This is a genomic window from Isoptericola sp. NPDC019571, from assembly GCF_044389385.1.
GTDB lineage: Bacteria > Actinomycetota > Actinomycetes > Actinomycetales > Cellulomonadaceae > Isoptericola > Isoptericola nanjingensis.
The window spans coordinates 318,748-345,662 of the sequence record NZ_JBIRXZ010000002.1; the positions used below are offsets into that span (position 1 = coordinate 318,748).

The following is a 26,915-nucleotide window of genomic DNA, read 5'->3' on the forward strand; positions in this document are numbered from 1 at the left end:
GTGGGTGCATGATTGTCCGGTGACTCCTCCCGCCGGCGACCTCGGACTGCGTGAGCGCAAGAAGCGCGCGCGCACGGACGCGATCGTCGACGCCGCCCAGCGCCTCGTGCTCGAGCGAGGCCTGGACGCCGTGACGGTGGAGGAGATCGCCGAGGCGGCCCAGATCTCGCCCCGCACGTTCTTCAACTACTTCGAGTCGAAGGACGACGCGGTGCTCGGTCAGGGGTCGTTCGAGCTGAGCGCCGAGACCCGCGAGGCGTTCGCGGCCGGGGGCCCCACCGGGCGTCTGGCGGCGGACCTCGAGGTGCTCGTCCGGTCGTTGCTCTCCGCGTTCGCCGGCCCCGGCAAGCACCAGGGCGAGCAGGTGATGGAGATCCTGCAGCTCGAGCCGCGCCTGCTCGGCCGCCACTTCGCGTGGTTCGAGCGGCACAAGACCCAGGTCGTCGCGCTGTTCGAGCGGCGGCACGAGGCGGCACCCCTGCCGGCCGACCCCGAGATGTGCGCCATGGTCGTCTTCGTCGTCACGCGGGCGGCGATGGACGACTGGGCGCGCACCGGCCACGAGGGCGACGTCGGCGACCACGTGCCGCACGTCGTCGGCCAGCTCGCCGCCGTCCTCACCTCCTGAGCGTCGGGCACCTCCGCCCGCACGCCCTCCTCGAGCACCCCAGCCCCCGTCACTACCCCGGCGCCCCCGCGCGCCACCGATCCGAGGTGTTCCATGAGCAGTGCCCCTGCTGCCGCGCCGGACAAGCCCGTCGTCGTCCTGACGCAGCGCACCGTCTGGCTGATCTTCGGCGCCCTGATGGCGTCGATGTTCCTGTCCTCCCTCGACCAGACGATCGTCGGCACCGCGATGCCCACGATCGTCGGCGAGCTCAACGGCGTCGAGCACCAGGGGTGGGTCGTCACCGCCTACATCCTGGCCGTCGCCATCGGCATGCCCCTGTACGGCAAGTTCGGCGACCTCATGGGCCGGCGCTGGCCGTTCCTCGTCGCGATCGGGCTGTTCACGCTCGCGTCCGTGGGCGCCGCGCTGTCGCAGAACATGATCGAGCTCGTCCTGTGGCGCGCCCTCCAGGGCCTCGGCGGCGGCGGCCTGATGATCCTGTCGCAGTCGATCATCGCCGACATCGTGCCGGCCTCCGAGCGCGGCAAGTACATGGGTCCGCTCGGCGCCCTGTTCGGCATCTCGGCCGTCCTCGGCCCGCTCCTGGGCGGCTGGCTCACCGAGGGCCCCGGCTGGCGGTGGACCTTCTGGATCAACCTGCCCGTCGGCGTCGCCGCGTTCGTCGTCGCCTGGTTCGCGCTCAAGCTGCCCTCGCACCGCTCGACCCGCCCCGTCGACTGGGGCGGCATCGTCACGATGGCCGTGGCCACGACGGGCATCGTGCTCGTCACCAGCTGGGAGTCCCTGTCGTCGTCCGGCTACGACTGGACCGACTGGCGCCTGTCCGGGCTCCTCGTGCTGACGCTCGCCGCCGTGGCCGCGTTCATCCTCGTCGAGACGCGCGTCGCCGAGCCGCTGATCCCGCTGCGGCTGTTCAAGAACCGTACGTTCACCATCACGACGCTGATCGGGCTCGTGCTGGGCATGGGCATGTTCTCCGCGATGGCCATGATCCCGACGTTCCTGCAGATGTCCACGGGCGCCGGTGTCACCGAGTCGGGCTGGCTGATGCTCCCGATGATGGCCGGCATGATGCTCACCTCCATCGTCTCGGGTATCGCGATCTCCAAGACGGGGAAGTACAAGGCCTACCCGGTGGCCGGCCTGATCGTGGTCGCCCTGGCGATGGTCTGGCTGACCGGCCTCGCCGGCGACATGTCGATGTGGACCTTCGGCGCGATGATCTTCACGCTCGGCGCCGGCATGGGCCTCGTGATGCAGACCGTCGTGCTGGCGGTGCAGAACGCCGTCGACCCGCACGAGCTGGGCACGGCCACGAGCTCCAACAACTTCTTCCGCGAGATCGGCGCGGCCGTGGGCTCCGCCCTGTTCACGACGATCTTCACCACCCGCCTCACGGACAACCTCACCGAGGTCTTCGCCGGGGCGCCCGCCGGGGCCGGCGGCGCGGGGGAGTCGAGCCTCACGCCGGGCGTCGTGCAGTCGCTGCCCGAGCCGCTCAAGTCGGGCATCATCGACGCCTACGCCGACGCCCTCGCGCCGTCGTTCTGGTACCTCGTGCCGCTCGTCCTCGTCGGCCTCGTGCTGGCGTTCTTCCTGCCCGTGATCAAGCTGTCCGACGTCGCCGGCATGGTGGCGCGGGGCGAGGCGGTCGCGGACCCGGCCAAGGCCGGGGCGCTCGACGAGCTGCCGGTCGCCGACGGCGTGTCGGAGGTCTCCGACGACGACGGTCCCGGCACCCGCGAGCGCGCGGATATCGTGGGGTCGTGAGCAAGAAGGACGACCGTCCCCGTCCGGGGGACCGCATCAAGCCCCGCAAGCCCGCCAAGGTGCAGTTCACGTCGATGATGCTGCAGCTGGAGGCGTTCGTGGTGCTGTTCGCCGGCGTCGCCCTCTACGGGCTGCGGAACACCGGCTACGAGCGCGGCCCCCTGGTGATCGAGTCGCCGCTCGCCCTGTGGCTCGTGATCGGCGTGCTGTTCGTGGTGCTCCTGGTGATGTCCCGCATGGTCGGGACGCCGATGGGGTACTACGCGGGCACGGTCGTGCAGGTGCCCGTGCTGGCGATGGGCCTGCTGCTGCCGATGATGTTCGTCGTCGGCGTGGTGTTCGTCGCGATGTGGGTCGTCTCGCTGCGCCTGGGCGGCCGCATCGACCGCGAGCGTGCGGAATACGACGCCGAGCACCCGGAGACGGCGCCGAACCTCTGACCCGAGCACCCTTCGAGCACGGGATCCGTATCGCTATACACCGGTTGAGCGATACGGATCCCGTGCTCGAAGGGTGCTCGGCTGCTGAGGGAGGGGTTGTCCGGGAACCCAGCCGAGGTTGCGCAGCCGCGCGGCGATCTGGTGTCCGAGCCCGACGGGACCGTAGAGGTCACGGCCGGTGACCCGCTGCATCACCACTCCGCCGTCGGCGACGAGGGCGTTCTGCCGCCGCCGGTCCTCGTAGAGGGCCGCAGGTGAGGAATGCACCTCGGAGCCGTCCGCCTCGAGCCAGAACCATCGGCCGTCGGGCAGGCGCCACACCATGTCGCCGCGCCCGAGGAACGTCCCCTGGTCGTCGACGAGCACGCGCTGCAGGTCGTCCGGAGGAACGCCGGCGTCGATGCACTCGAGGCGCACCGCCGTCTCGAGCGGGGACTCGGCGCGCCCGTCGACCAGCTGCCACCAGGCGTGGGTGCGCTCGACCCCGCGGCGTCCGCGAGCGAGGTCGTGGGCCTGCTCCACCTGGGCGCGCGTGATGAGGCCCTGGTGGACGGCGTCGTCCAGGACCGCGACCGCGTGCCGCCGGTCGAGCGTCGGGACAGCTTGCGCCAGGGCATGGAGCACGGTGGGGACCCTGCGCCCGGCGACCAGCTTCGTCGGTGTCGCCGGGTCGTACTGGCGGACGACGGCGACGTCCGGCTGGAGTCGGGCCGCGCCGGGGAGGCTCGCCTCGGGGGTGATCCGGACGGGGAGCCCCCGGACCCCGTGGAAGACGAGTGCGCTCTGGCCGACGGGCATCGCGTTCGGACCGAGGGCGAGGACGGCGCGCCACGCCGACCAACGCCGTCGATGGTCGAAGAGGTCGGGGCGCTCACGGTGCTCGACCGGTACCGGGTCCGTGTCGTAGACGCTTGGCGCCGCCCGCACCCATCTGCCCTGTCGCGCCATCCGTGCGAGGCGGGTCCGGGTCATCCCGGCCGCCTCGCACTGGGCGGTCGTGATCAGACCGGCCTGCGCACGTGCGACGTCGAGGACTCGGGCCGGTGGAGGGGAGAGCGGGCGCATCTCCGCACTCGACCACCGCGCGGCGGCCCCCTCGTGCGCAGCCGGGCGCCCTGTGGACAGGCGATGCCTGGGGGCAGCGTCGAACCCTTCGAGCACGGGATCTGTGTCGTCATTCACGTGATGGCGGTACGGATCGCGTGGTCGAAGGCACCCTCGGCGCCGATAGGCTTTCCGCCATGACCGACGCCGCAGACACGAAACTGCCCGCCGAGCCCGCCATCGAGCGCACCCTGGTGCTCGTCAAGCCCGACGGCGTCCGCCGCGGCCTGTCCGGCGAGGTGCTGCGGCGCATCGAGGCGAAGGGCTACACGCTCGTCGCCGTCGAGCTGAAGCAGGCCACGACCGAGCTCCTCGCCGCGCACTACGCGGAGCACGAGGGCAAGCCGTTCTACCAGCCGCTCGTCGACTTCATGCTCTCGGGCCCGACGCTCGCCGTCGTCGCCGAGGGCCAGGGCGTCATCCCCGGGTTCCGTTCGCTGGCGGGCGCGACCAACCCCACCGAGGCGGCCCCCGGCACCATCCGCGGCGACCTCGGCCGCGACTGGGGACTCAAGGTGCAGCAGAACCTGGTGCACGGCTCCGACTCGCCCGAGTCCGCGGCCCGCGAGATCGGCCTCTGGTTCCCGAACCTCTGAGCCCTCGCACGTCACGCCACACTCACGCACGACGTCGCACGGCCGGGCCCGCACGGGCCCGGCCGTCGGCGTGTCCGGACGTCTCCGGGCGGGAGCGGCGTAGTTCCGCGGATCGGCGGGATCCGGCGGTTAGGCTCGCCGGGTGCACCTCAAGACGCTCACGCTCCGCGGCTTCAAGTCGTTCGCCTCGGCGACGACGCTGAGCCTCGAGCCGGGCATCACGTGCGTCGTCGGGCCGAACGGCTCGGGCAAGTCGAACGTGGTCGACGCGCTGTCGTGGGTGATGGGGGAGCAGGGCGCCAAGTCGCTGCGCGGCGGCAAGATGGAGGACGTCATCTTCGCCGGCACCGCCGGCCGCCCGCCGCTCGGCCGGGCCGAGGTGTCCCTCACGATCGACAACACCGACGGCGCGCTGCCGATCGACTACACCGAGGTGACGATCACCCGCACGCTGTTCCGCAGCGGCGGGTCGGAGTACGCGATCAACGGCACCTCGTGCCGGCTCCTCGACATCCAGGAGCTGCTGAGCGACTCCGGCATCGGCCGCGAGATGCACGTCGTGGTGGGGCAGGGGCAGCTCGACGCCGTGCTGCGCGCCAACCCCGACGACCGCCGCGGCTTCGTCGAGGAGGCGGCCGGCGTCCTCAAGCACCGCAAGCGCAAGGAGAAGGCGCTGCGCAAGCTCGAGGCGATGCAGGGCAATCTCGCGCGCCTCACGGACCTCACCGCGGAGCTGCGCCGCCAGCTCGGCCCGCTCGGGAGGCAGGCGGAGGCGGCGCGCAGGGCACGGACCGTCCAGGCCGACCTGCGGGACGCGAAGGCCCGGCTCCTCGCCGACGACCTGGCCCAGCTCACCGCCCAGATGGCCCAGGAGCGGGCCGACGAGGCGGCGCTGCGCGAGCGTCAGCAGGAGACGGAGCGGGGACTGGAGCGGGCGCGGGAGCACCTGGCGCGGCTCGAGGTCGCGGCGTCCGCCGCGGTCGCGGACGCCGGCCGCGCGGCCGACGCCTTCCACGCGCTGAGCGCGCTGCGCGAGCGGCTGCGAGGGCTGGCCACGCTCGCCGACGAGCGGGTGCGGCTGCTGGGCGCCACCGAGCCGGAGCACCGCGGCCAGGACCCGGCCGACCTGGAGGCACAGGCCGAGCGGGCGCGGGCCACGGAGGCGGAGCTGACCCGCGAGGTCGAGCTCGCGCGCGCCGCGCTCGAGTCCGCGGTCGCCGCGCGCACCGACGCCGAGAAGGCCGCGGACGCCGCGGAGCGCGAGCTCGCGACCCTGCACCGCGGCGCCGCCGACCGGCGCGAGGGCCTCGCCAGGCTGTCCGGGCAGGTGGCCGCGCGCCGGAGCCGCGTCGAGGCGGGGGACGCGGAGCTGGAGCGCGTGCGCGAGGTCGTCGCCGAGGCGGAGCGCCGGGCCGAGGAGGCGGCGCGCGAGTTCGGCGCGCTCGAGGTGCAGGTCGTGGGCGCCGAGGAGGGCGAGGAGGACCTCGACGCCCGGCACGAGGAGGCGACGACGGCGCTCGCCGAGGCGCAGGCGGCCGTGCAGGACCTCGAGGCCCGCGCGGCGGAGGCCGAGCGCGACCGCGCCACCTGGAGCGCGCGGGTCGAGGCCCTCGAGCTCAGCCTGGACCGCAAGGACGGCGCGGGCGCCCTGCTCGCGGACGCCGCGCCCGGCGTGCTCGGCTCGGTCGCCGCGCTGCTCGGCGTCGAGGCGGGCTACGAGGACGCGGTGACGGCCGCCCTCGGCCCGGTCGCGGACGCCGTGGCCGTGCGCGACCTCGACGCGGCGGTCGACGCGCTGCGCCGCCTGCGCGACGACGACGCCGGCCGCGCCGGGCTCGTCGTGGGCGGCACCGACGACGGCGCGCCGGGCACGTCCCCGGTCGCCGCCGACCTTCCCGACGGCGCGCGCCGGGCGCCCGACGTCGTCACCGTGGCAGGGCCCGCGGCCGCCCCGCTGCGCGCGCTGCTGCGCGACGTGGTCGTGGTGGACGACCTGGCCCAGGCGCGCGCCCTGGTCCAGAAGGCACCCGGCGTCGTCGCCGTGACGCGGGCCGGCGACCTGCTGGGCGCGGCGCGGGCCTGGGGCGGCTCCGCGGCCGCGCCGAGCGTGCTGCACCTGACGTCGGCGCTCGACGAAGCCAAGGAGGGGCTCGACGACGCGGCCGCCCGCGGCGAGCGCTGCCGCTTCGAGCTGGTCGGGGCGCGCGAGCGTCTCGAGGCCGCGCAGGCCGCCCACGACGACACCCTCGCCCGGCTGCACGAGTCGGACGCCGCCCTCGCCGCCGTCGCGGAGCAGCTCGGCACGCTGGGCTCGGCGCACCGGTCCGCGCTCGCGGAGGCCGAGCGGCACCGCGCGACGCTCGCCCAGGCCGCCGAGCGCCGGGAGGCCGACGAGGTGGAGCTCACCGAGCTGGCCCGGCGCCTCGAGGTCGCCGAGGCCGAGCCCGCGCAGTCGCAGGAGCAGGTGGCCGAGGCGCAGGCGGCCCGCGAGGCGGCGCAGGAGGCAGCCACCGCGGCACGCGCGGCGGAGACCGAGGCGCGGCTCGAGCTGCGCACGAGCGAGGAGCGGGCGCGCGCCGTCGCCGGCCGTGCGCAAGGCCTCGCTCGGGCCGCGGCGCAGGAGCGCGCCGCGCGGGAGAAGGCGGAGCGGCGGGCGGTGCAGCGCGCGGCCGAGGCGCGGACGGCGTCCGCGGTGCGCGACGACGCGGGCACGGCCCTCGCCGTCCTCGCCCGCTCGATCGAGCGGGCCCAGGCCGAGCGCGCCGCCGCCGACGAGGAGCGCGGCGCGCGGCAGCGGGAGCTCGAGGCGGTCCGCACCGACGCCGACCGGCTCGCGGGCGAGCTGCGCGACCTCACCGACGTCGCGCACCGCGACGAGGTGGCGCGCGCCCAGCAGGTGGCGCGGCTCGAGCAGCTGCAGGCCCGGGCGGTGGACGAGCTGGGCAGCGACCCCGACGTCCTGGTCGAGGAGTTCGGCCCGCACCGCGACGTGCCGGTGGCGCGCCCCGCCGACGCCGCCGAGGAGGAGCCGGACCCGGAGCCCGTGCCGTACGTGCGCGCGGAGCAGGAGAAGCGGCTCGCGACGGCGGAGCGTGCGCTCGCGCGCATCGGCGCGGTCAACCCGCTCGCGCTGGAGGAGTTCGCGGCCCTGGAGGAGCGGCACCAGTTCCTCACGGAGCAGCTGGCGGACCTCAAGAAGTCGCGCCAGGACCTGCTGCACATCGTCGAGGAGATCGACGAGCGGGTGCAGCAGGTCTTCGCGGAGGCGTTCCGCGACACCGCGGAGCAGTTCGAGCGGGTCTTCGGCCGGCTCTTCCCGGGCGGCGAGGGGCGCCTGGTGCTCACCGAGCCGGGTGATCTTCTCACCACGGGCATCGAGGTCGAGGCGCGCCCGGCGGGCAAGAAGATCAAGCGGCTGTCGCTGCTGTCCGGCGGGGAGCGGTCGCTCACGGCGGTCGCGTTCCTCGTGTCGATCTTCAAGGCGCGCCCCAGCCCGTTCTACGTGATGGACGAGGTGGAGGCGGCGCTCGACGACGTGAACCTGGGCCGGCTGCTGGAGATCTTCCGCGAGCTGCAGGAGGACTCCCAGCTCATCGTCATCACCCACCAGAAGCGCACGATGGAGGTCGCGGACGCGCTGTACGGCGTGACCATGCGCGGCGACGGTGTGACGACCGTCATCTCCCAGCGGATGCGCGAGACCGTCGATGCGCGGGGAGAATAACGCCATGCTCACGTTCGTCCTCTGGGTCCTCGGGTCCCTCGTTCTCGCCGCGGTGGTGTTCCTCGTGGCCAACGTCATGGAGCGTCGTGAGGGTCAGGACGACGAGGCACCCGGCCTCGGTCGCTTCCTCCGCGACTTCCGGTCCGGGCTGCGCCGCAGGCGCGTCGCGCCCCCTGCCCCGGTCGAGACCGGGATGGACGAGTTCTTCGCCGCGACGGTCGAGGACGCCCCGGGCTACGTCGACCCGGAGGAGCTCACCGACGCCCTGCACCGCGCGCGCCTGCAGGCGCGCAGCTCGTGGCACGTGGGGAGCGTCCGCAAGCCGGAGTGACCCCCTCGTCCGGGGCTCCGCCGGCGGTCCTCGCCGGGCGGCGCGGTCGCGCGCTTCTGGGAGACTGTCCGCGTGACTGATCAGCTCTGGCTCTGGATCCTTCTCGGCGTCGTCGTCGTGGTCGGCGGCGGTGCCGCACTGCTCGTCCCGAGGTCGCGCCGCCGGCGCCCCGACCAGCAGGTCGACCAGCCGGTCGACCGGCGGGACGACGGCGCCACGACGGTGGCCCCCGCGCCGGAGGGAGCGTCGGTCGACGCGGGCCCCGCGGCGGAACCGGCGGCGCCCGCGCTCGAGACGCCGGAGCCGGTGGCCGGGCGCCTGGTGCGTCTGCGCGACCGGCTCGCCCGGTCGGGGTCGCCGCTCGGCGCGCGGCTGCTCAGCGTGCTGTCCCGCGACCACCTCACCGAGGACGACTGGGACGAGCTCGAGGAGACGCTCCTGCTCGCCGACATCGGCGCAGGACCGGCCGAGGAGCTCCTCGAGGCCCTGCGCACGCGCGTGCGCGTGCTCGGCGTCCGTGACCCGAAGACCGTGCGGGACCTGCTGCGCGAGGAGCTGCTCAAGGTCGTCGACCCGGCGCTGGACCGCGACGTCGCCACGACCGGCCCGGTCGGTGACGACGGCGCGCGGCTGCCCGCCGTCGTGCTCGTGGTGGGCGTCAACGGCACGGGCAAGACGACGACGGTCGGCAAGCTGGCGCGGGTGCTGGTCGCGGAGGACCGGTCCGTGGTGCTCGGGGCGGCCGACACGTTCCGCGCGGCGGCCGCCGACCAGCTGCAGACCTGGGGCGCCCGCGTGGGCGTGGAGACGGTGCGCTCGGACCGCGACGGCGCCGACCCGGCCGCCGTCGCGTTCGACGCGGTGAAGCGCGGCAAGGCCGAGGGCACGGACGTCGTCCTCGTCGACACCGCGGGCCGCCTGCAGAACAAGGCGGGCCTCATGGACGAGCTGGGCAAGATCACCCGCGTCATCACCCGGGAGGCGCCGCTCGCCGAGGTGCTGCTCGTGCTCGACGCCACGACGGGGCAGAACGGCCTCAACCAGGCCCGCGTCTTCAGCGAGGTCGCCGGCGTCACCGGCATCGTGCTCACCAAGCTCGACGGGACCGCCCGCGGCGGCATCGTCGTCGCCGTGCAGCGCGAGCTCGGCGTGCCGGTCAAGCTCGTCGGGCTGGGGGAGGGCCCCGACGACCTGGCGCCGTTCGACCCCGAGCAGTTCGTGGACGGCCTGCTGGGCTGACCACCGCCGCACCCGTGGTACCCCGCGGCACCCCGCGGCACCCCGTGACAAGGCCCCGTTAACGCAAAGTTGACGCGTGACGGGGCCTTGTCACACCCGCGAAACACCAGAACAGTCCAGGCGAAACCCCGCCCGACCACGGTAGTGCCCGACCCGGCCGCCCGGCTGGTGAGGGAGGAACAACTCATGGAGCTGGACACCGGAGCAACCGCGTGGATGCTGATGTCGGCATCTCTCGTGCTCCTGATGACCCCTGGACTCGCGCTCTTCTACGGCGGGATGGTGCGCGGCAAGTCCGTGCTGAACATGATGATGATGTCGTTCGGCGCGATCGCCGTCGTCGGCGTCGTCTACGTGCTGTGGGGCTGGTCGATGTCCTACGGCGCCGACCTCGGCGGGATCGTCGGCAACCCGTTCGACCAGTTCGGGCTGTCCGGCGCGATCTACGACGCCGCGGGCGAGTTCGCGATCGACGACTTCGGCGTCCCCGGCATCGTGGGCGTGGGCTTCCAGGCGACGTTCGCCATCATCACCGTCGCCCTTATCTCCGGCGCGATCGCCGACCGCGCCAAGTTCGGCACCTGGATGGTCTTCGTGGCCGTGTGGGTGACCCTCTGCTACTTCCCGATGGCGCACATGGTCTGGGGCGGCGGCCTGCTGTCCGGCGACGGGCCGTTCGCGTCCATCGCGACGCCGATCGACTTCGCCGGCGGCACCGTGGTGCACATCAACGCCGGTGTGGCCGCGCTGGTCCTCGCCCTGGTGGTCGGCAAGCGCAAGGGCTTCGGCTCCGAGCCGATGCGCCCGCACAACCTGCCGCTCGTCATGCTGGGCGCGGCGCTCCTGTGGTTCGGCTGGTTCGGCTTCAACGGCGGCTCCGCCTTCACCGCCGACGGCTTCGCCGGCCTCGCGTGGGTCAACACGACGGTCGCCACCGCGGCCGCGGTGCTCGGCTGGCTCCTGGTGGAGAAGCTGCGTGACGGCTCCGCGACGTCGCTCGGTGCGGCGTCGGGTGTCGTGGCCGGGCTCGTCGCGATCACCCCGGCCGCCGGGTCCGTCAGCCCCGTGGGCTCGATCGCGGTCGGCGCGATCGCCGGCGTGCTCTCCGCCTTCGCGGTGGGGCTGAAGTACAAGCTGGGCTACGACGACTCGCTCGACGTCGTGGGCGTGCACCTCGTCTCCGGCCTCTGGGGCACGGTCTCCATCGGCTTCCTGGCCACCGAGACGGGCCTGTTCTACGGCGGCGGCCTGAACCAGCTCGCGGTCCAGGCGATCATCGCCGTCGTCGCGATCGTCTTCTCCGGCATCATCACCTACCTCATCGCGATCGCGCTCAAGGCGGTCATGGGCTGGCGGGTCTCCGAGGAGGCCGAGGTCGGTGGCATCGACCTGGCGGTGCACAGCGAGTCCGCGTACGAGACCGTCCCGCAGGGTTCCGCCAGCGGCCAGATCAAGAGGGAGATCCGCGCATGAAGCTCGTCACCGGGGTCGTCCAGCCCCACCGCCTGGACGACGTGAAGTCCGCCCTCGAGGCCGCCGGCATCCGCGGGATGACCGTCAGCGAGGCCAGCGGCTACGGACGCCAGAAGGGCCACACCGAGGTGTACCGGGGCGCCGAGTACACGGTCGACCTGGTGCCCAAGGTCCGCGTGGAGGTCCTCGTCGCGGACGAGGACGCGTCCACCGTCGTGGACGTCGTCGTCAAGGCCGCCCAGACCGGCAGGATCGGGGACGGCAAGGTGTGGACCACGACGCTCGACGACGTGGTGCGCGTGCGCACCGGCGAGCACGGCGACGCGGCCCTCTAGGAGACGCGGACAGTGCTCCCGGACGACCAGCCGGGCGCGACCGAGCCCCGCACCCCGGACGCCGGGGTGCGGGGTTCGCGCGTCGACGACGGCGCCACCACGACCCCTGCGGTGGGCCCCCTGCGCGCGGACCTGCTCGCCGCCGCCGACGGCCTGACCGGCCCCGGCCGGTCGGGGGTCGCGCGCCGCACGGCCCTGCAGCAGCTCGTCACCGACCGGCTCACCCCCCTGTACGAGACCGCCACGGCCGACGTCGACCCGACGGGCCTCGCGCTGGCCGCCGTCGGCAGCCTCGGCCGCGGCGAGCTCGGTCCGCTGTCGGACCTCGACCTCGTGCTCGTGCACGACGGCCGCACCCACAAGCCCGACGAGCTCGCCCGCGTCGCCGACGCGCTGTGGTACCCGCTGTGGGACTCCGGCGTCGACGTCGACCACGCCGTGCGCTCGCTGAGCCAGACGCGTCGGCTCGCGTCCACCGACCTGCCCGCCGCCGTCGGCTGGCTGGACGTGCGGCCCGTGGCGGGGGACGCGGTCGTCGTGCACCGCGCGGCCTCCGCGATCCTCACCGACTGGCGCTCGGCGTCCCGCCGCCGGCTGCCCGAGCTGCTGCACAGCGCCCGCGACCGGGCCGAGCGCGCGGGGGAGCTGGCGTACCTCATCGAGCCGGACCTCAAGGAGTCGCGCGGCGGCATCCGCGACGCCGTCCTGCTGTCGGCGCTCGCGGCCACGTGGCTCACCGACCGCCCGCACGGCCGCGTGGACCGGGCGTACGCGCACCTGCTGGACGTGCGGGACGCGGTGCACGTCGTGACGCGGCGCCGCTCCACCAAGCTGCTGCTCGCCGACCTCGACGAGGTGGCCGCCCGCTGCGGGTACGACGACCCCGACGAGCTGCTGGCCAGCCTCGCCGAGGCCGGTCGGGAGATCTCCTACGCGCTGGACTCCACCGTGCGCCGCGCCCGGCAGGCGCTGCAGCGTCCCGCGGTCCGCCGGCCCGTCATGGTCCGGGGGCGGCGGTCCGCGCCGCGGCTGCGGTCGGTGGGCGACGGCCTCGTGGAGCACGACGGCGAGCTGGTGCTGGCCGTGGGGGCGCAGCCGGCCGAGGACCCGCTGCTGCCGCTGCGGGCAGCGGCCACCGCGGCGCGCACCGGTCTCGTGCTCTCGCCCGTGACCGTGCAGTCGCTCGCGGAGTCCCCGCCGCCGCCCGCGCCGTGGCCGCCCGCCGCGCGCTCCGCGCTGCTCACGCTGCTCGGCGCGGGGCCGGCCCAGGTGCCGGTCTGGGAGGCGCTCGACCTTGCCGGCGTCGTCACGACCTGGATCCCCGAGTGGGCGGCCGTGCGCAACCGCCCCCAGCGGGCCGCGGTCCACCGGCACACCGTGGACCGGCACCTGGTGGAGACGGCGGCGCGCGCCGTCCGGGTGCGCCGCCAGGTCGCGGCGGACGGGGGCGTCGCGGCGGCGCCGACGGAGCAGCTCCTGCTCGGCGCCCTGCTGCACGACATCGGCAAGCGCCGCGGCGCCGTCGAGCCCGACCACTCCGTGGAGGGTGCCCGCGTCGCCCCCGGCATCGTGCTCCGGACGGGGTTCGGCGAGGACACGGCGCGCGACGTCGGCCTCGTCGTGCGCCACCACCTCACTCTCGCGCGCCTCGCGACCACGGCCGACCTCGAGGACCCGGCCACGGTGGCGGAGCTCCTCGACGCGCTCGAGCACCGCGGCGACCTGCTCGAGGTGGTGCGCGTGGTCACGGAGGCGGACTCGTCGTCGCTGGGCCCGGCGGGATGGACGGCGTGGCGCGCGAGCCTCGTGGACGACCTCACGGGGCGGGCCCGTCGGGCGCTCGCCGTCGGACGGTAGGCTAGGTGGCCGCACCCCACGACGACCTCTCCTAAGGACCTGCCTGGTGTTCAACTCCCTGTCGGACCGGCTCACCGCGACGTTCAAGAACCTGCGCGGGCGGGGTCGGCTCTCCGAGGCGGACATCGACGCGACCGTGCGCGAGATCCGTCGGGCGCTCCTCGACGCCGACGTCGCCGTGCCCGTCGTGCGCGAGTTCACCTCCGCGGTGCGCGAGCGTGCGCTGTCCGCCGAGGTGTCCGGCGCGCTGAACCCGGCGCAGCAGGTCGTGAAGATCGTCAACGACGAGCTCGTGTCGATCCTCGGCGGCCAGACCCGGCCGCTGCAGCTCTCGAAGACGCCGCCGACGGTCATCATGCTCGCCGGCCTCCAGGGCGCCGGCAAGACGACCCTCGCCGGCAAGCTGGCGCTGGCGCTCAAGGAGCAGGGCCACACGCCGCTGCTGGTCGCCGCCGACCTGCAACGCCCCAACGCGGTGACCCAGCTCTCCGTCGTGGCCGAGCGGGCCGGCGTCCCGGTCTACGCGCCGCACCCGGGCAACCAGGGCGCGGAGACGGACGTCGTCATCGGCGACCCCGTGGGCGTGGCCCGTGACGGTGTCGCCGAGGCGAAGGTCAAGCAGCACGACGTCGTCATCGTCGACACCGCGGGCCGCCTGGGCGTCGACCAGGTGCTCATGCAGCAGGCCTCGGACATCCGCGACGCCGTGCAGCCCGACGAGGTCCTGTTCGTCATCGACGCGATGATCGGCCAGGACGCCGTCGCCACGGCGAAGGCCTTCGAGGAGGGCGTCGACTTCACCGGCGTCGTCCTGTCCAAGCTCGACGGAGACGCGCGCGGCGGTGCCGCCCTCTCCGTGGCGACGGTGACGGGCCGCCCCATCATGTTCGCCTCGACCGGTGAGAAGCTCACCGACTTCGAGGTCTTCCACCCCGACCGCATGGCGTCGCGCATCCTCGACATGGGTGACGTGCTCACCCTCATCGAGCAGGCCGAGAAGGCCTTCGACGCCGAGGAGGCCGCCAAGATGGCGGCCAAGGTGGAGAAGGGCGAGGACTTCACGCTGTCCGACTTCCTGGTGCAGATGCAGCAGATGAAGAAGCTCGGCTCCATGAAGAAGATGCTCGGGATGATGCCCGGCATGGGGCAGATGCGCGAGCAGCTCGAGAACTTCGACGAGCGCGAGGTCGACCGGGTCCAGGCCCTCATCCAGTCGATGACGCCCGCCGAGCGCGACAACCCCAAGATCATCAACGGCTCGCGCCGCGCGCGCATCGCGCGGGGCTCCGGCCAGACGACGACGGCCGTCAACCAGCTCCTCGAGCGGTTCACGCAGGCGCAGAAGATGATGCGCCAGATGAGCAAGGGCGGCGGCATGCCGGGCATGCCCGGCGGCGTCCCGGGGATGCCGGGGATGCCGGGCGGGGGCAAGAAGTCGCGCGGCAAGCAGGCGCCCTCGAAGAAGGTCAAGGGCAAGTCCGGCAACCCCGCGAAGCGGGCGCAGCAGGAGCGCGAGGCCATGCAGCGTGCGCTCGGCGGCCCCGCCGCGAAGCCGTCCCCGCAGGGCTCCGCGTTCGGGATGGGCGGCGAGGAGCCGGCCGAGCAGGACCTCTCGAAGCTCCAGCTGCCGGACGGGCTCGACAAGCTGCTCGGCGGACGCTGAGGCGCACGGACCGGCCTCCACGGCCCGGCCCCCCGACTCGGTAACCTTCGACCATGTCTGCCCCGCACGTCCCGCTGCACGTCACCGGCCACGTCCTGCTCGGTCACGATCGCGACGTCGGCGAGATGTGGGTGCGCGACGGCCGGGTCAGCCTGACCCGCCCGTCGCCGCAGGGCAGCGCCACCCGCGAGCTCGAGGGCTGGGTGCTGCCGGGTCTGGTGGACGTGCACTGCCACGTGGGCCTCGGCCCCGACGGCGCGGTCGACCAGGCGACGGCGGAGGCCCAGGCCGTCGCCGACCGCGACTCCGGCGTCCTGCTCGTGCGCGACGCGGGCTCGCCCGTGGACACGTCCTGGGTCCAGGAGCGCCCCGACCTGCCGCGCCTCGTGCGCGCCGGCCGGCACCTGGCACGCCCCAAGCGCTACCTGCGGGGCTTCGGCCTCGAGCTCGACGACGTGGGAGCGCTCCCCGACGCGGTGCGCGCCCAGGCGCGCCGCGCGGACGGCTGGGTCAAGCTGGTCGGGGACTGGATCGACCGCGAGGCGGGCGACCTCGGCCCGCTGTGGCCGCGCGACGTGCTCACGGAGGCGGTCGCCGCCGCGCACGCGGAGGCCGCGCGCGTCACGGTGCACGCCTTCTCCGAGGAGGTCGTGCCCGACCTGCTCGCCGCGGGCGTGGACGGCATCGAGCACGGGACGGGCGTCATGGGGGCGCTCGTGGACGAGGTCGCGGCGCGGCGCATCCCCGTGACCCCCACGCTGCTCCAGGTGGCCCGCTTCGAGGAGATCGCCCGGCAGGCGGAGGGGAAGTACCCGGAGTACGCGGCGCGGATGCGGCGCATGCACGCCCGCCGGTACGAGCACGTGCGCGCGCTCCACGAGGCGGGCGTGCCCCTGCTCGTCGGGACCGACGCCGGCGGCACGCTCGGGCACGGGCGGGTCGTGGACGAGTGCGCCGAGCTGGTCGCGGCCGGCATCCCCGCCGCCGACGTCGTCGCGATGGCGACCTGGCGGGCGCGCGAGCTGCTGGGCTTCGGCGCCCTCGTCGAGGGGTCCAGCGCGGACCTGGTGGTCTACCCCGCCGACCCGCGCGAGGACATCGAGGTGCTGCGGCACCCGACCGCCGTCGTGCTGCGCGGGCAGGTCGTCCGCGGCTGACCTCCCCGCGCCGGGGCGAGAGGTGCGTCACCCGTGGTTGGAGCGGGCACGCCCGGTCTGGCACAATGGCGGGGTACTCGGCGTGCCCAGGCCCCTCTCTCCTGCGCAGGTCGCGTTCCTGACCTCCGGACACCGCCAGGACCCCACCCGGCGGCGCGTGAGGTCGCCCCACCAGAACCAGGAGACACCACCACAGTGGCCGTCAAGATTCGTCTGAAGCGCCTCGGCAAGATCCGGGCCCCGTACTACCGCGTCGTCGTGGCCGACTCGCGCTCCAAGCGCGACGGGCGCGTCATCGAGGAGATCGGGAAGTACCACCCGACCGAGGAGCCGTCGTTCATCGAGATCAAGTCCGAGCGGGCGCAGTACTGGCTCGGCGTCGGTGCGCAGCCGACCGAGCAGGTCGCCGCGCTGCTCAAGATCACCGGTGACTGGCAGAAGTTCAAGGGTCTTCCGGGCGCCGAGGGCACCCTCAAGACCAAGACCGCGAAGGCTGACAGCGCCGCCGCGGTCGAGGCCGTCGCCGCCGAGGCCGAGAAGGCCAAGGCGAAGGCTGCCGAGAAGAAGGCCGAGGAGCCGGCGGCCGAGGCCACCGAGGCTGAGGCCGAGGCCTGATGCTCGCCGAGGCCCTCGAGCACCTGGTGCGCGGCATCGTGGACAACCCGGACGACGTCCGGGTGGCTTCGCGGACGCAGCGCCGGGGCGACCTGCTCGAGGTGCGGGTGCACCCCGACGACCTCGGCCGCGTGATCGGCCGGGGCGGACGGACGGCGAAGGCGCTGCGCACGGTGGTCGGCGCCCTCGCGACGGACGGCCCCGTGCGGGTCGACGTCGTGGACGTCGACCGGCGCTGACGCGTGCCGCACCCGCTGCCGTAGCACTGACGAGGCCCGACCCCACCGAGAGTGGGGCCGGGCCTCGTCGTCTGCCGCGAGGCATGCTGGGACCGGTGGTCACCGGCCCACGAGAACAGTTCGAGACAGGAGTGGTCATGCAGCTGGTGGTGGCGCGCGTCGGGCGGGCGCACGGGCTCCGGGGCGAGGTCGGCCTCGACCTGCGCACCGACAACCCCGAGGAGCGGCTCGCGGTGGGGCTCACCCTCGCGACCGAGCCGGCCGAGGCCGGGCCGCTGACGGTGACCGCCGCGCGGGTGCACCAGGGCCGCTGGCTCGTGTCCTTCGCGGAGGTGGCCGACCGCACCGCGGCCGAGGCGCTGCGGGGCGTCGAGCTCGTCGTCGAGGCCGACGTCTCCGACGAGGAGGACGCCTGGTACCCGCACGAGGTCCAGGGCCTGCGGGCCGAGCTCGAGGACGGGACCGTGGTCGGCGAGGTGACCGGCCTCGAGCACCTGCCGGCGCACGACGCGCTCGTCGTGCGGGAGACCGGCGGCGAGCGCACGCTCGTACCGTTCGTCCGCGCCATCGTGCCGGAGGTCGACGTCGCGGGCGGGCGCGTCGTCCTGACGCCCCCCGGCGGGCTGCTCGCCCGGGACGCGGCGTCCGCCGTCGTCGACCGGGCGGACGACGCCCAGGGCGAGGGCTGACGTGCGCGTCGACGTCGTCTCGATCTTCCCCGACTACCTCGCCGCGCTGGACCTGTCGCTGGTCGGCAAGGCGCGCCAGGCCGGGCTGCTCGACCTGCGGGTGCACGACCTGCGGGACTGGACCACCGACCGGCACCGCACGGTCGACGACACCCCGTTCGGCGGGGGAGCGGGCATGGTCATGCGCCCGGACGTCTGGGGGCGGGCGCTCGACGACGTCCTGCCGGCGGGCGGGGGCGGGCACCTGGTCGTGCCGACGCCGTCGGGCGACGTCTTCACGCAGCGGCACGCGGAGGCGCTGGCGGCCGAGGAGCACGTGGTCATCGCGTGCGGGCGGTACGAGGGCATCGACGCGCGCGTCGCCGAGCGCACCCGCGCCGCCGGCCACCGCGTCAGCGAGCTGTCCATCGGCGACTACGTGCTCAACGGCGGGGAGGTGGCCGCGCTCGTGATGATCGAGGCGTTCGGGCGGCTGCTGCCGGGCGTCGTCGGCAACCCGCACTCGCTGGTCGAGGAGTCGCACGGCGCAGCCGGCCTGCTGGAGTACCCGGTGTACACGAAGCCGCCGGAGTGGGCGGGGCTCGAGGTGCCCGAGGTGCTCCTGTCCGGCCACCACGCCCGGATCGAGCGCTGGCGTCGCGACCGGGCGCTGGAGCGGACCGCCGCACGGCGCCCCGACATGGTGGCCGCGCTCGACCCCGCGTCGCTGGACGAGGCGGACCGCGCCGTCCTCGCCGGCCTCGGCTGGGAGGTGCGTGACGGACGCCTCCGTCCCGCGGCGGAGCCCGAGCCGGGTTCCGCGCCGGGACGTGTGGCAGAATAGGGCGCTGGTGCGTTCGCCGACCCGGCCTCTGCCACAGGGGAGGTCACGACGGGCTGCTGGTCAGCCCGCCTGGTCGAGGAGCCGACGCACCCACCGACACGTCAGATTCCGCGTGCCCCTGCGGGCGCGCCACGATCTTGCTCCTGACCTGTGGCAGGGCGGGGAGACCACCATGCACACGCTCGACTCCGTCGACGCAGCCTCGCTGCGCTCCGACGTCCCGGACTTCCGCGCCGGCGACACCGTCAAGGTCAACGTCAAGGTCGTCGAGGGCAACCGCTCGCGCGTCCAGGCGTTCCAGGGCATCGTCATCGCGCGCCAGGGCGGCGGCGTCCGCGAGACGTTCACCGTCCGCAAGATCAGCTTCGGCGTCGGCGTGGAGCGGACGTTCCCCCTGCACGCCCCGACCATCGACTCGATCGAGGTCGTCTCCCGCGGCGTCGTCCGCCGGGCGAAGCTGTACTACCTGCGCAACCTGCGCGGCAAGAAGGCGAAGATCCGCGAGAAGCGCGAGACCGCGCCGACCTCGAAGTGAGGCCGTGCGGCGTGATGCGCCGCGTCGCGACGCGCTGACGCGCACCCCCGGACGGGCGGTTCCTGCCGATGGCAGGGCCGCCCGTCCGTCGTCGTCCCCGGGGTCGGCCAGGGCCGCCGCCGGAGCGCGAGCGGGGGCCTGTCGCGGTTTCGCCGTGGACGGTGGCGAGTGAAAGAGTGAGGGCGTGGCAGACTCCGATCCCGTGACAGACCGGCCCAGCGCGCGCGATCCCCGTCCCCACGACCCCGCGGGCAGCGGCTCCGGCGACGGGGTCGAGGGCTTCGACGCCGTGGTCGGAGCGGGCCGCCCCGCCCCCGCCGAAGGCCCGACCCCGAGTCGCGGGCTCGGTGTCCTGCGCGAGACCGCGATCATCGTGGTCAGCGCGCTGGTCCTGTCGTGGCTCATCAAGACGTTCCTGGTTCAGGCGTTCTACATCCCCAGCGGGTCGATGGAGGACACGCTGGAGATCGGCGACCGGGTGATGGTCTCGCGCATGGTGCCGGACGTGTTCGACGTCCACCGTGGCGACATCGTGGTGTTCAAGGACCCCGGCGGCTGGCTGCCGCCGTACGAGCCGCCCGAGCGGACCCCCGTGGGGCAGGCGGTGACGAACGTCCTGACGTTCGTGGGGCTGCTGCCGCAGGAGACGGGCGACCACCTGATCAAGCGGGTCGTCGGGACGCCCGGCGACCACGTGACGTGCTGCGACGACCAGGGCCGCGTGAGCATCAACGGCGAGCCGATCGACGAGGAGTCGTACATCAAGCCGGGCTCGGTACCGAGCCAGGACCCGTTCGACACGGTCGTGCCTGACGGCTTCCTGTTCGTCATGGGCGACAACCGGCAGAACTCGCAGGACTCCCGCTACAACACGGGCAAGCCCGGCGGCGGGTTCGTGCCGATGGACAACGTCGTCGGGTCGGCGTTCGCCACCGTGTGGCCGCTGGGCGACGCGAAGCTCCTGCGCAACCCGGGCGACGTCTTCGCGAAGGTCCCGGAGCCGTGACGTCGCTGGTCGAGCGCGGCCCCGAGCAGGACGCAGGGCAGGACGGCGCCGAGCCCGTCCGGGCGACGTCCGGGCCGGAGACGGTGCGCCGGCCCACGCCGCCCCGCCGCCGCACGGCCGGCGCCGGCGCCAAGCAGCGCCGGAGCCCGACGCTGCGCCAGGAGCGTGCGCTGCTCACGGGAGGCGCACGGCTGGTCGCGGGCATGGACGAGGTGGGGCGCGGCTCCCTCGCCGGGCCCGTGAGCGTGGGGGTCGTCGTCGTGGACGCGGCGACGCGGACGGCGCCCCAGGGGCTGACCGACTCGAAGCTCCTCACCCCGGCGGCGCGGGTCGCGATGGTGCCGCAGCTGCAGCGCTGGGGGGTCGCGTGGGCCGTCGGGCACGCGGGGCCGGCGGAGATCGACGCGCACGGGATCGTGGCCGCGCTGCGGCTCGCCGGGCGGCGGGCGCTCGCCCAGGTCCGGCGGACGTGCGGCGACGTGGACGTGGTGCTCCTCGACGGCTCGCACGACTGGCTGAGCCGGGGCGACGTCGACCTGTTCGAGGCGGCGGCCCTCGACCCGCTCGGGCCCGAGGCGCCGGAGCCGGGGGTGCGCACCCTCGTCAAGGCGGACCTTCAGTGCTCCTCGGTCGCGGCCGCGAGCGTGCTCGCCAAGGTGGAGCGCGACGGGCTGCTCGTGCGTCTGGCGCGCCAGTACCCGGCGTACGCGTGGGACCAGAACAAGGGGTACTCGGCGCCCGCCCACCTGGACGCGCTGCGCCGGCTCGGCCCGACGCCGCAGCACCGCCGGTCGTGGAACCTGCGCGCCCTCGCGGACGACGGCGCGGTCCCGGCGCCCGGCACGCCCGCCGCAGGCCTCGCCCTCGACCCGCCCGATGGGATGATGGCCCTGTGAGCGCCGAAGACCTCGAGAACTACGAGACCGAGATGGAGCTCGCGCTGTACCGCGAGTACCGCGACGTGGTGGGCCTGTTCTCGTACGTCGTGGAGACGGAGCGGCGGTTCTACCTCGCCAACCAGGTGGACCTGCAGGTGCGGTCCGCCGCCGGGGAGGTCTACTTCGAGCTCCGGCTGGCCGACGCGTGGGTATGGGACGTCTACCGCTCCGCGCGGTTCGTGAAGTCGGTGCGCGTGGTGACGTTCAAGGACGTCAACGTGGAGGAGCTCGCGAAGGCCGAGCTCGCCCTGTAGCTCGCTCCCTGTCGACGCCACGAGGCGCCGGTAGGCACGGAGGCTGCCCCCAGGCGGCCCCCCTGCGCCCCTCGTCCACAGGACACCGTCCGCGTGCGCGTCGGCCCTGCACCGGGCCGCGAGGCTTCCCCGCGGAGGTGGTTCGATGCGGGCGAAGGACGCCGTCGGGCGGTACGGGGAGCGGGTGGCCGCGCGCCACGTCGAGGCGCAGGGCATGGAGGTGCTCGAGCGCAACTGGCACGGCACGGGAGGCGAGCTCGACCTCGTCGCGCGCGACGGCGACGTGCTGGTCGCTCTCGAGGTGAAGACGCGACGGGGCACCGCGTTCGGCCACCCCGCGGAGGCGGTGACGGCCGCCAAGCTGTCCCGGATCCGCCGGCTCACGGGGCAGTGGCTGGTGGAGCACCGGGACGTGCGCTGCCGCGAGATCCGGGTCGACGTGGTGGCCGTGGTGCTGCCGCGGGCGGGCGCCGCGCAGGTCGAGCACCTCGTGGGGGTGCTCTGATGGGCCTCGGGACGACGGCGGCGGTCGCCCTCACCGGGCTGACCGGGCACGTCGTGGAGGTGCAGGCGCAGCTCGCGGCGTCCGTCCCCGGGTTCACTCTGGTGGGGCTGCCGGACACGGCGCTCAACGAGTCGCGCGAGCGGGTGCGGGCCGCGGTGCTCTCCACCGGCATCAAGTGGCCGCACCGCAAGATCACCGTCAACCTGTCGCCCGCGTCGCTGCGCAAGTCCGGTTCGTCGTTCGACGTCGCCATCGCGGTCGCCGTGCTCGCGGGGGACGGCGTGGTACCCCGGGCCGGGCTGGACCGGGTGGTGCACCTGGCAGAGCTCGGCCTCGACGGGCGCCTCCAGCCCGTGCGCGGGGTGCTCCCTGCGGTCGCCGCGGCCGTCGAGGCGGGCTGCCCCGACGTCGTGGTCGCGACCGGGGACGCGGACGAGGCCCGGCTGGTCCCCGGTGCGCGCGTCCACGCGGCGTCGAGCCTGGCCGAGGTGGTGCTGCTCCACGGCGGGGAGCTCGCCGAGCCGCCGGTGCTGGACCCGGTCCGGGCGGCGCGGCAGTCCGCGCCGCGCCGGTCGCCGGGGGACCTCGCGGAGGTGGTCGGGCAGGTGCACGCGAGGATGGCGCTCGAGGTCGCGGCCGCCGGTGGGCACCATCTGCTCCTGGTCGGGCCACCGGGCGCGGGCAAGACGATGCTCGCCGCCAGGCTGCCGGGCATCCTGCCGGACCTCACGCCCTCCGAGGCCGTGGAGGTGACGTCCGTGCACTCGGTGGCCGGGACGTTCGACCCCGGGAACGGCCTCCTGACGCGCCCGCCCTTCGAGGACCCGCACCACACGGCCACCCCGGCGGCGATCGTCGGCGGGGGCAGCGGCCTGGCCCGGCCCGGCGCGGTGTCCCGCGCGCACCGGGGGGTGCTGCTCCTGGACGAGGCCCCCGAGTTCCCGTCCCGCGTGCTGGAGACGCTGCGCCAGCCGCTCGAGCAGGGGGAGCTGGTGCTGCACCGCTCCGGGGGAGCCGCCCGCTACCCGGCACGCTTCCAGCTGGTGCTGGCGGCGAACCCCTGCCCGTGCGGGATGGCGTCGGTGAACAAAGGGCTGGACTGCTCCTGCACGCCCATGGCGAAGCGCCGGTACTTCGGTCGTCTGTCGGGGCCGCTGCTCGACCGCGTCGACCTTCAGGTGGAGGTCCTGCCCGTGACGCGGGCGGAACGGACGGCACGGTCGGAGGGGGAGTCGTCGGCGGTGGTCGCGGCCCGGGTCGCCCAGGCGCGGGCCGCAGCCCGCGAGCGGCTGGCCGGGACACCCTGGACCACGAACGCGGAGGTGCCCGGGCGGTGGTTGCGGGAGCGGTCACGAGCACCGGGGGTGCTGCAGCCGATCGAGCAGATGGTCGACCGGGGGGTGCTCAGCCTGCGCGGGGCCGACCGAGTGCTGCGGATCGCGTGGACGCACGCCGACCTCGCGGGGCGCGCCGCACCGACGGTCGACGACGTCTCCACGGCCGTGACGATGCGCACGAGGGGGAGCCATGCGTGAGCCGGCAGTGGAGCCAGTCGTGGGGGCGGTCGTGGGGCCGGCCGCGGAACCGAGACCGACCGCGACGCGGTCGCTCGGCGCCGGAGGGCTGCCCTTCGCGGCGGACGACCCGGTGCTCGCCCGCGCCGCGTGGAGCCGGTTGGCCGAGCCGGCCGACGCGGTGGCGGGCGCCCTCGTCACGCACCTCGGGGCCCCGGCGGCGCTGGAGTGGGTCGTCGACGCGGTCCGCGACCCGGCACGCGCCCTGCGGGGGTCCGCGGTCGAGCCGCTGGGCAGCGAGGTCGCGGCCGACCGGCTCATGGAGGGGGTCGCCCGGTGGGCGCCGCGGCTCGAGCGGCTCGACCCGCGGCGGGAGCTGCGGGTCCTCGAACGGCTCGGCGGCACGCTGCTGGTGCCCGGGGACGCACGCTGGCCGGCCCGGCTCGCCGCGCTGGGCCCGGAAGAGCCCTTCGCCCTGTGGGTGCGCGGCGACGCCGATCTCGCCGCGCTGACGGAGCGGTCGGTCGCACTCGTCGGGGCGCGGGCGTCGAGCGCCTACGGGGACCACGTGGCGGCGGACCTGGCGGCCGGTGTCGCCGACCGCGGCTTTGCCGTCGTGTCGGGCGGGGCGTACGGGATCGACGCCGCGGCCCATCGCGGTGCGGTCGCCGGCGGGGCTGCCACCCTGGCGGTGCTCGCCGGCGGCGTGGACCGCTTCTACCCGCCGGGCAACCAGGATCTCCTGCGACGCCTGGCGGACGGCGCGGGTGCGGTGGTGAGCGAGGTCCCGCCCGGGTCGGCACCGTTCAAGCAGCGCTTCCTCGCCCGCAACCGGATCATCGCCGCCGTGTCGTGCGCGACCGTCGTGGTGGAGGCCGCCTGGCGGTCGGGGGCGCTGTCGACGGCACGGCACGCGACGCGACTGCTGCGCCCCCTCGGTGCCGTGCCCGGCCCGGTGACGTCGGGGACCTCGACCGGGTGCCACGCGCTCCTGCGGGACGGGGCGGCGGTCTGCGTGACGGACGCCGCCGAGGTGGCCGAGCTCGCCGGTCCGTACGACGGCGAGGCGGCGCCGGCCCCGCACGACGGGGCTCCCGTACCGGGGCGCGCCGCCCGTGCGCTGTCGCGCCGACGGATGCCGGCGGAGGTCGAGGCCCTCGGCGAGCGCGCGCGCCAGGTGTGGGACGCGCTGCCGGCACGGGGCGCGACCGCCCTGGACGCGCTGGCACGGGTGGCCGGCCTCGCCCCGGGCGAGCTGCTCGCCGGTCTCGGTGCACTCGAGCTGCACGGGCTCGCCGCCCAGGAGGCCGGCCGGTGGCGCCGGGTCCGCCGTGCCGACGGCGGGGCGGGCAGGACGACGTCGAACGGCTGAGGCGGCGGGCCGGTGCGAGAGGTCGTCCGCCAGGGGGGCGCACGAGGGGTGTCGCACCGGTGGACGACCTCGACACGCGCGGCGCCTCACCCGTCCTGAGACGGCTCAGGGGCACACTGACCTGGATGGACACCGATCCGGACCTGCCGCCGCTGCCGGCGCCGCTCGCGGGGGCGCTGGCGCGTTTCGACGAGTATCTCGAGGTCCAGCGCGGGCACTCGGCGCACACGCGTCGTGCGTACCGTGCCGACGTCGGGTCGCTCCTGCGGTACGCGGTGCGGCACGGGGTCGACGGCCTGCCGGGGGTCGACGTGGTCGTGCTGCGCGGCTGGCTCGCCGCGCAGGCCGAGCGCGGCCTGGCCCGGGCGACGATCGCCCGTCGCGGCGCCGCGGCGCGGACCTTCCTGCGGTGGGCGTACCGCGTGGGGCTGGTGCAGACGGACCCGACGGCGCGGTTGGCGAGCCCGAAGGTGTCGCGGACCCTGCCGACGGTGCTGAGCGCGGACGCGGCCGCGACGCTGCTCGACACCGCCCGCGAGGTCGCGCACGCCGCGGAGCCGGAGGATCGCCCCGCGGCCCTGCGCGCGTGGGCCGCGTCCGAGCTCCTGTACGGCAGCGGCATCCGCGTCGGCGAGCTGGTGCAGGTGGACGTGCCTGCCGTCGACCTCACGGACCGTCTCGTGCGGGTGCTCGGCAAGGGCGGCAAGGAGCGGGTGGTGCCGTTCGGCGTCCCGGCGGCGCGCGCGGTGTCCGAGTGGCTGGCGCACGGCCGGCCGGCCCTGCTGCAGCCGACGTCCGGGGCCGCGCTCCTCCTGGGGGCGCGCGGTGGCCGCTGGGGGCAGCGACAGGTCCGCGACGCGGTGCATCAGCTCGCGGCCCAGGCGGGCGTGGAGGACGTGGCCCCGCACGCGCTGCGGCACTCCGCGGCGACGCACCTGCTGCAGGGCGGCTCGGACCTGCGGTCCGTCCAGGAGGTGCTGGGGCACTCCGACCTCGGCACCACGCAGCGGTACACCCACGTGGACGACGAGCGGCTGCGCCAGGTGTTCGTGCAGGCGTTCCCGCGCGCCTGAGCTGTGCGGGCCTCCGTTCGCCCGTCCCGTCCGTCGGTACAGGCTCGTGAGCGTCGGCCCGACCGGCGCGCCCGCCTCCGCTCACGGACCGCCGGGCAGCAGCACGATCGGTGGCGCCTGGCCGAGCAGCGCGAGCGGGTCGAGGTACACCTCGCCGCGCAGGACGCCCCAGTGCAGGCACCCGGCGGGCGCGCAGTGCCCCGGCCCGGCGGTGAGCGCGCCCACGACGTCGCCCGCGGCCACCGGGTCGCCGAGACCCACTGAGGCGGTAACGGGCTCGAACGTGGACCGCAGGCCACCGGGGTGCGCGACCACCACGACGGGCTTGCCGGCGACCTGCCCGGCGAACGACACCGTTCCCGTGGCCGGTGACCGCACCCGCTCGCCCGTCGCGGCGGCGAGGTCCACCCCGCGGTGGCCCGCGGCCCACTCCTCGGCGGGAGGGTCGAACGGGTGCACGACGTCGCCGGGCACGGGACGCGTCCATCCGCCGCCGTCGCCGTCAGCGTGCAGGGCCGGGACCGGAGGCGCCGCGCCGGCGAGCGGCGCGGCGGCCAGGAGGCCCACGACGCCGACCGTGGCGAGCCCGATGACGAGTCTCATGAGGGGTCTGGCGACCGTCGTGGCGGGGACGGACGACCCGACGGGGCACGCGGTGGCACGACCGACCTGCCGGCCACGGCGGGCCGGTGCCCGGACGGTCGTGGTGGGAAGCTTCATGGGAGCAGGCTGGCGGAGCAGGCGGACCGCTTCGAGCGTCGGCCGAAGCGCTGTGGATCCGCCCGCGGCGGCCGACTCCTGGGGGCAGGCTCGAGGCGTTCGCGCCCCGCGCCGCGTCATCCGCCGGGTGGCGCCGGCCGCGTCGGGCGGTGCGGCAGGTGGGCGATCGCCGGTGGGCAGAGAGGCCCGGAACCGTCGGGTAGACTGGCTGCCGCGATCGGCTTGCGCCTCGCCCCCCGATTCATCCCGGTGGATCCCGTGGACCGTCCTCGACGTCCTGCGGGCTCGCCGGGCCGGGGGAGCGGACGCGAA

26 protein-coding genes are annotated in these 26,915 nt (G+C 74.9%); 24 read left to right on the forward strand and 2 right to left on the reverse strand.

Going from position 1 to position 26,915, the window contains the following annotated elements:
• Positions 1–19 precede the first annotated feature (19 nt).
• From ACH443_RS04815 to ACH443_RS04825, 3 genes are all read left to right on the forward strand, one after another.
• Positions 20–628: a TetR/AcrR family transcriptional regulator gene (locus tag ACH443_RS04815; RefSeq protein ID WP_430555830.1), complete on the forward strand. Its 609-nt coding sequence runs from the start codon at positions 20–22 to the stop codon at positions 626–628.
• 93 nt (positions 629–721) lie between these two features.
• A complete protein-coding gene (locus ACH443_RS04820; protein WP_429762308.1) occupies positions 722–2,401 on the forward strand; it encodes an MDR family MFS transporter in 1,680 nt (559 codons plus the stop codon).
• Entirely contained in the window at positions 2,398–2,841 is a 444-nt protein-coding gene (locus ACH443_RS04825; protein WP_429762306.1) for a DUF4233 domain-containing protein, read from the forward strand. Before ACH443_RS04820 ends, ACH443_RS04825 begins: the two co-directional genes overlap by 4 nt.
• A 33-nt stretch (positions 2,842–2,874) precedes the next feature.
• On the opposite strand, the gene ACH443_RS04830 is transcribed toward ACH443_RS04825, so the two are convergent.
• Positions 2,875–3,906: a type IV toxin-antitoxin system AbiEi family antitoxin domain-containing protein gene (locus ACH443_RS04830; RefSeq protein WP_430589617.1), complete on the reverse strand. Its 1,032-nt coding sequence runs from the start codon at positions 3,904–3,906 to the stop codon at positions 2,875–2,877.
• A gap of 176 nt (positions 3,907–4,082) precedes the next feature.
• Between ACH443_RS04830 and ndk the strand changes: the two genes are divergently transcribed.
• From ndk to ACH443_RS04935, 21 genes are all read left to right on the forward strand, one after another.
• Complete coding sequence (ndk, locus tag ACH443_RS04835; RefSeq protein ID WP_429762304.1) at positions 4,083–4,541, forward strand: nucleoside-diphosphate kinase; 459 nt, start codon at positions 4,083–4,085, stop codon at positions 4,539–4,541.
• Between the two features lie 142 nt (positions 4,542–4,683).
• Positions 4,684–8,265, forward strand: coding sequence for a chromosome segregation protein SMC (gene smc, locus ACH443_RS04840; protein WP_430589618.1), 3,582 nt, complete (start codon positions 4,684–4,686; stop codon positions 8,263–8,265).
• A 4-nt stretch (positions 8,266–8,269) separates the two neighbouring features.
• Positions 8,270–8,596 carry a hypothetical protein gene (locus ACH443_RS04845; RefSeq protein WP_429762302.1) on the forward strand — a complete coding sequence of 109 codons (327 nt, stop codon included), beginning with the start codon at positions 8,270–8,272 and terminating at the stop codon, positions 8,594–8,596.
• A 72-nt stretch (positions 8,597–8,668) separates the two neighbouring features.
• Entirely contained in the window at positions 8,669–9,835 is a 1,167-nt protein-coding gene (ftsY, locus tag ACH443_RS04850; RefSeq protein ID WP_430589619.1) for a signal recognition particle-docking protein FtsY, read from the forward strand.
• 186 nt (positions 9,836–10,021) lie between these two features.
• Positions 10,022–11,308 carry an ammonium transporter gene (locus ACH443_RS04855; protein ID WP_429762300.1) on the forward strand — a complete coding sequence of 429 codons (1,287 nt, stop codon included), beginning with the start codon at positions 10,022–10,024 and terminating at the stop codon, positions 11,306–11,308.
• A complete protein-coding gene (locus tag ACH443_RS04860; RefSeq protein WP_429728391.1) occupies positions 11,305–11,643 on the forward strand; it encodes a P-II family nitrogen regulator in 339 nt (112 codons plus the stop codon). Before ACH443_RS04855 ends, ACH443_RS04860 begins: the two co-directional genes overlap by 4 nt.
• Positions 11,644–11,655: 12 nt before the next feature.
• Positions 11,656–13,500 (forward strand): HD domain-containing protein, encoded by a 1,845-nt coding sequence (locus ACH443_RS04865; protein WP_430589620.1) that lies wholly within the window; start codon positions 11,656–11,658, stop codon positions 13,498–13,500.
• A gap of 46 nt (positions 13,501–13,546) precedes the next feature.
• Positions 13,547–15,163 carry a signal recognition particle protein gene (gene ffh, locus ACH443_RS04870; protein WP_430589621.1) on the forward strand — a complete coding sequence of 539 codons (1,617 nt, stop codon included), beginning with the start codon at positions 13,547–13,549 and terminating at the stop codon, positions 15,161–15,163.
• 53 nt (positions 15,164–15,216) lie between these two features.
• Complete coding sequence (locus ACH443_RS04875) at positions 15,217–16,320, forward strand: amidohydrolase family protein (RefSeq protein WP_430589622.1); 1,104 nt, start codon at positions 15,217–15,219, stop codon at positions 16,318–16,320.
• Between the two features lie 195 nt (positions 16,321–16,515).
• Positions 16,516–16,935 (forward strand): 30S ribosomal protein S16, encoded by a 420-nt coding sequence (rpsP, locus tag ACH443_RS04880; RefSeq protein ID WP_429762296.1) that lies wholly within the window; start codon positions 16,516–16,518, stop codon positions 16,933–16,935.
• Entirely contained in the window at positions 16,935–17,174 is a 240-nt protein-coding gene (locus tag ACH443_RS04885) for an RNA-binding protein (protein WP_429728397.1), read from the forward strand. The genes rpsP and ACH443_RS04885 overlap by 1 nt, the downstream gene beginning before the upstream one ends.
• Positions 17,175–17,311: 137 nt before the next feature.
• The gene (gene rimM, locus ACH443_RS04890; protein ID WP_430589623.1) at positions 17,312–17,863 is read left to right on the forward strand and encodes a ribosome maturation factor RimM; all 552 of its coding nucleotides are present in this window, start codon (positions 17,312–17,314) and stop codon (positions 17,861–17,863) included.
• Position 17,864: 1 nt separating this feature from the next.
• Positions 17,865–18,686: a tRNA (guanosine(37)-N1)-methyltransferase TrmD gene (gene trmD, locus ACH443_RS04895; protein ID WP_430589624.1), complete on the forward strand. Its 822-nt coding sequence runs from the start codon at positions 17,865–17,867 to the stop codon at positions 18,684–18,686.
• Between the two features lie 172 nt (positions 18,687–18,858).
• Positions 18,859–19,221: a 50S ribosomal protein L19 gene (gene rplS, locus ACH443_RS04900; RefSeq protein WP_429762293.1), complete on the forward strand. Its 363-nt coding sequence runs from the start codon at positions 18,859–18,861 to the stop codon at positions 19,219–19,221.
• Between the two features lie 184 nt (positions 19,222–19,405).
• Entirely contained in the window at positions 19,406–20,227 is an 822-nt protein-coding gene (lepB, locus tag ACH443_RS04905; RefSeq protein ID WP_430589625.1) for a signal peptidase I, read from the forward strand.
• A gap of 83 nt (positions 20,228–20,310) precedes the next feature.
• Positions 20,311–21,123 (forward strand): ribonuclease HII, encoded by an 813-nt coding sequence (locus ACH443_RS04910; RefSeq protein WP_430589725.1) that lies wholly within the window; start codon positions 20,311–20,313, stop codon positions 21,121–21,123.
• Positions 21,120–21,419 (forward strand): DUF2469 domain-containing protein, encoded by a 300-nt coding sequence (locus ACH443_RS04915; protein ID WP_013838354.1) that lies wholly within the window; start codon positions 21,120–21,122, stop codon positions 21,417–21,419. The genes ACH443_RS04910 and ACH443_RS04915 overlap by 4 nt, the downstream gene beginning before the upstream one ends.
• A gap of 145 nt (positions 21,420–21,564) precedes the next feature.
• Positions 21,565–21,924, forward strand: a complete 360-nt coding sequence (locus ACH443_RS04920; RefSeq protein WP_430589626.1) for a YraN family protein — start codon at positions 21,565–21,567, stop codon at positions 21,922–21,924.
• Positions 21,924–23,459 carry a YifB family Mg chelatase-like AAA ATPase gene (locus ACH443_RS04925; RefSeq protein WP_430555840.1) on the forward strand — a complete coding sequence of 512 codons (1,536 nt, stop codon included), beginning with the start codon at positions 21,924–21,926 and terminating at the stop codon, positions 23,457–23,459. Before ACH443_RS04920 ends, ACH443_RS04925 begins: the two co-directional genes overlap by 1 nt.
• Positions 23,452–24,810 carry a DNA-processing protein DprA gene (gene dprA / locus ACH443_RS04930; RefSeq protein WP_430589627.1) on the forward strand — a complete coding sequence of 453 codons (1,359 nt, stop codon included), beginning with the start codon at positions 23,452–23,454 and terminating at the stop codon, positions 24,808–24,810. Before ACH443_RS04925 ends, dprA begins: the two co-directional genes overlap by 8 nt.
• A 125-nt stretch (positions 24,811–24,935) precedes the next feature.
• Positions 24,936–25,883 (forward strand): tyrosine recombinase XerC, encoded by a 948-nt coding sequence (locus tag ACH443_RS04935; protein ID WP_430589628.1) that lies wholly within the window; start codon positions 24,936–24,938, stop codon positions 25,881–25,883.
• Positions 25,884–25,964: 81 nt separating this feature from the next.
• On the opposite strand, the gene ACH443_RS04940 is transcribed toward ACH443_RS04935, so the two are convergent.
• Positions 25,965–26,486, reverse strand: coding sequence for a murein hydrolase activator EnvC family protein (locus ACH443_RS04940; protein WP_430589629.1), 522 nt, complete (start codon positions 26,484–26,486; stop codon positions 25,965–25,967).
• Between the last annotated feature and the right edge of the window lie 429 nt (positions 26,487–26,915).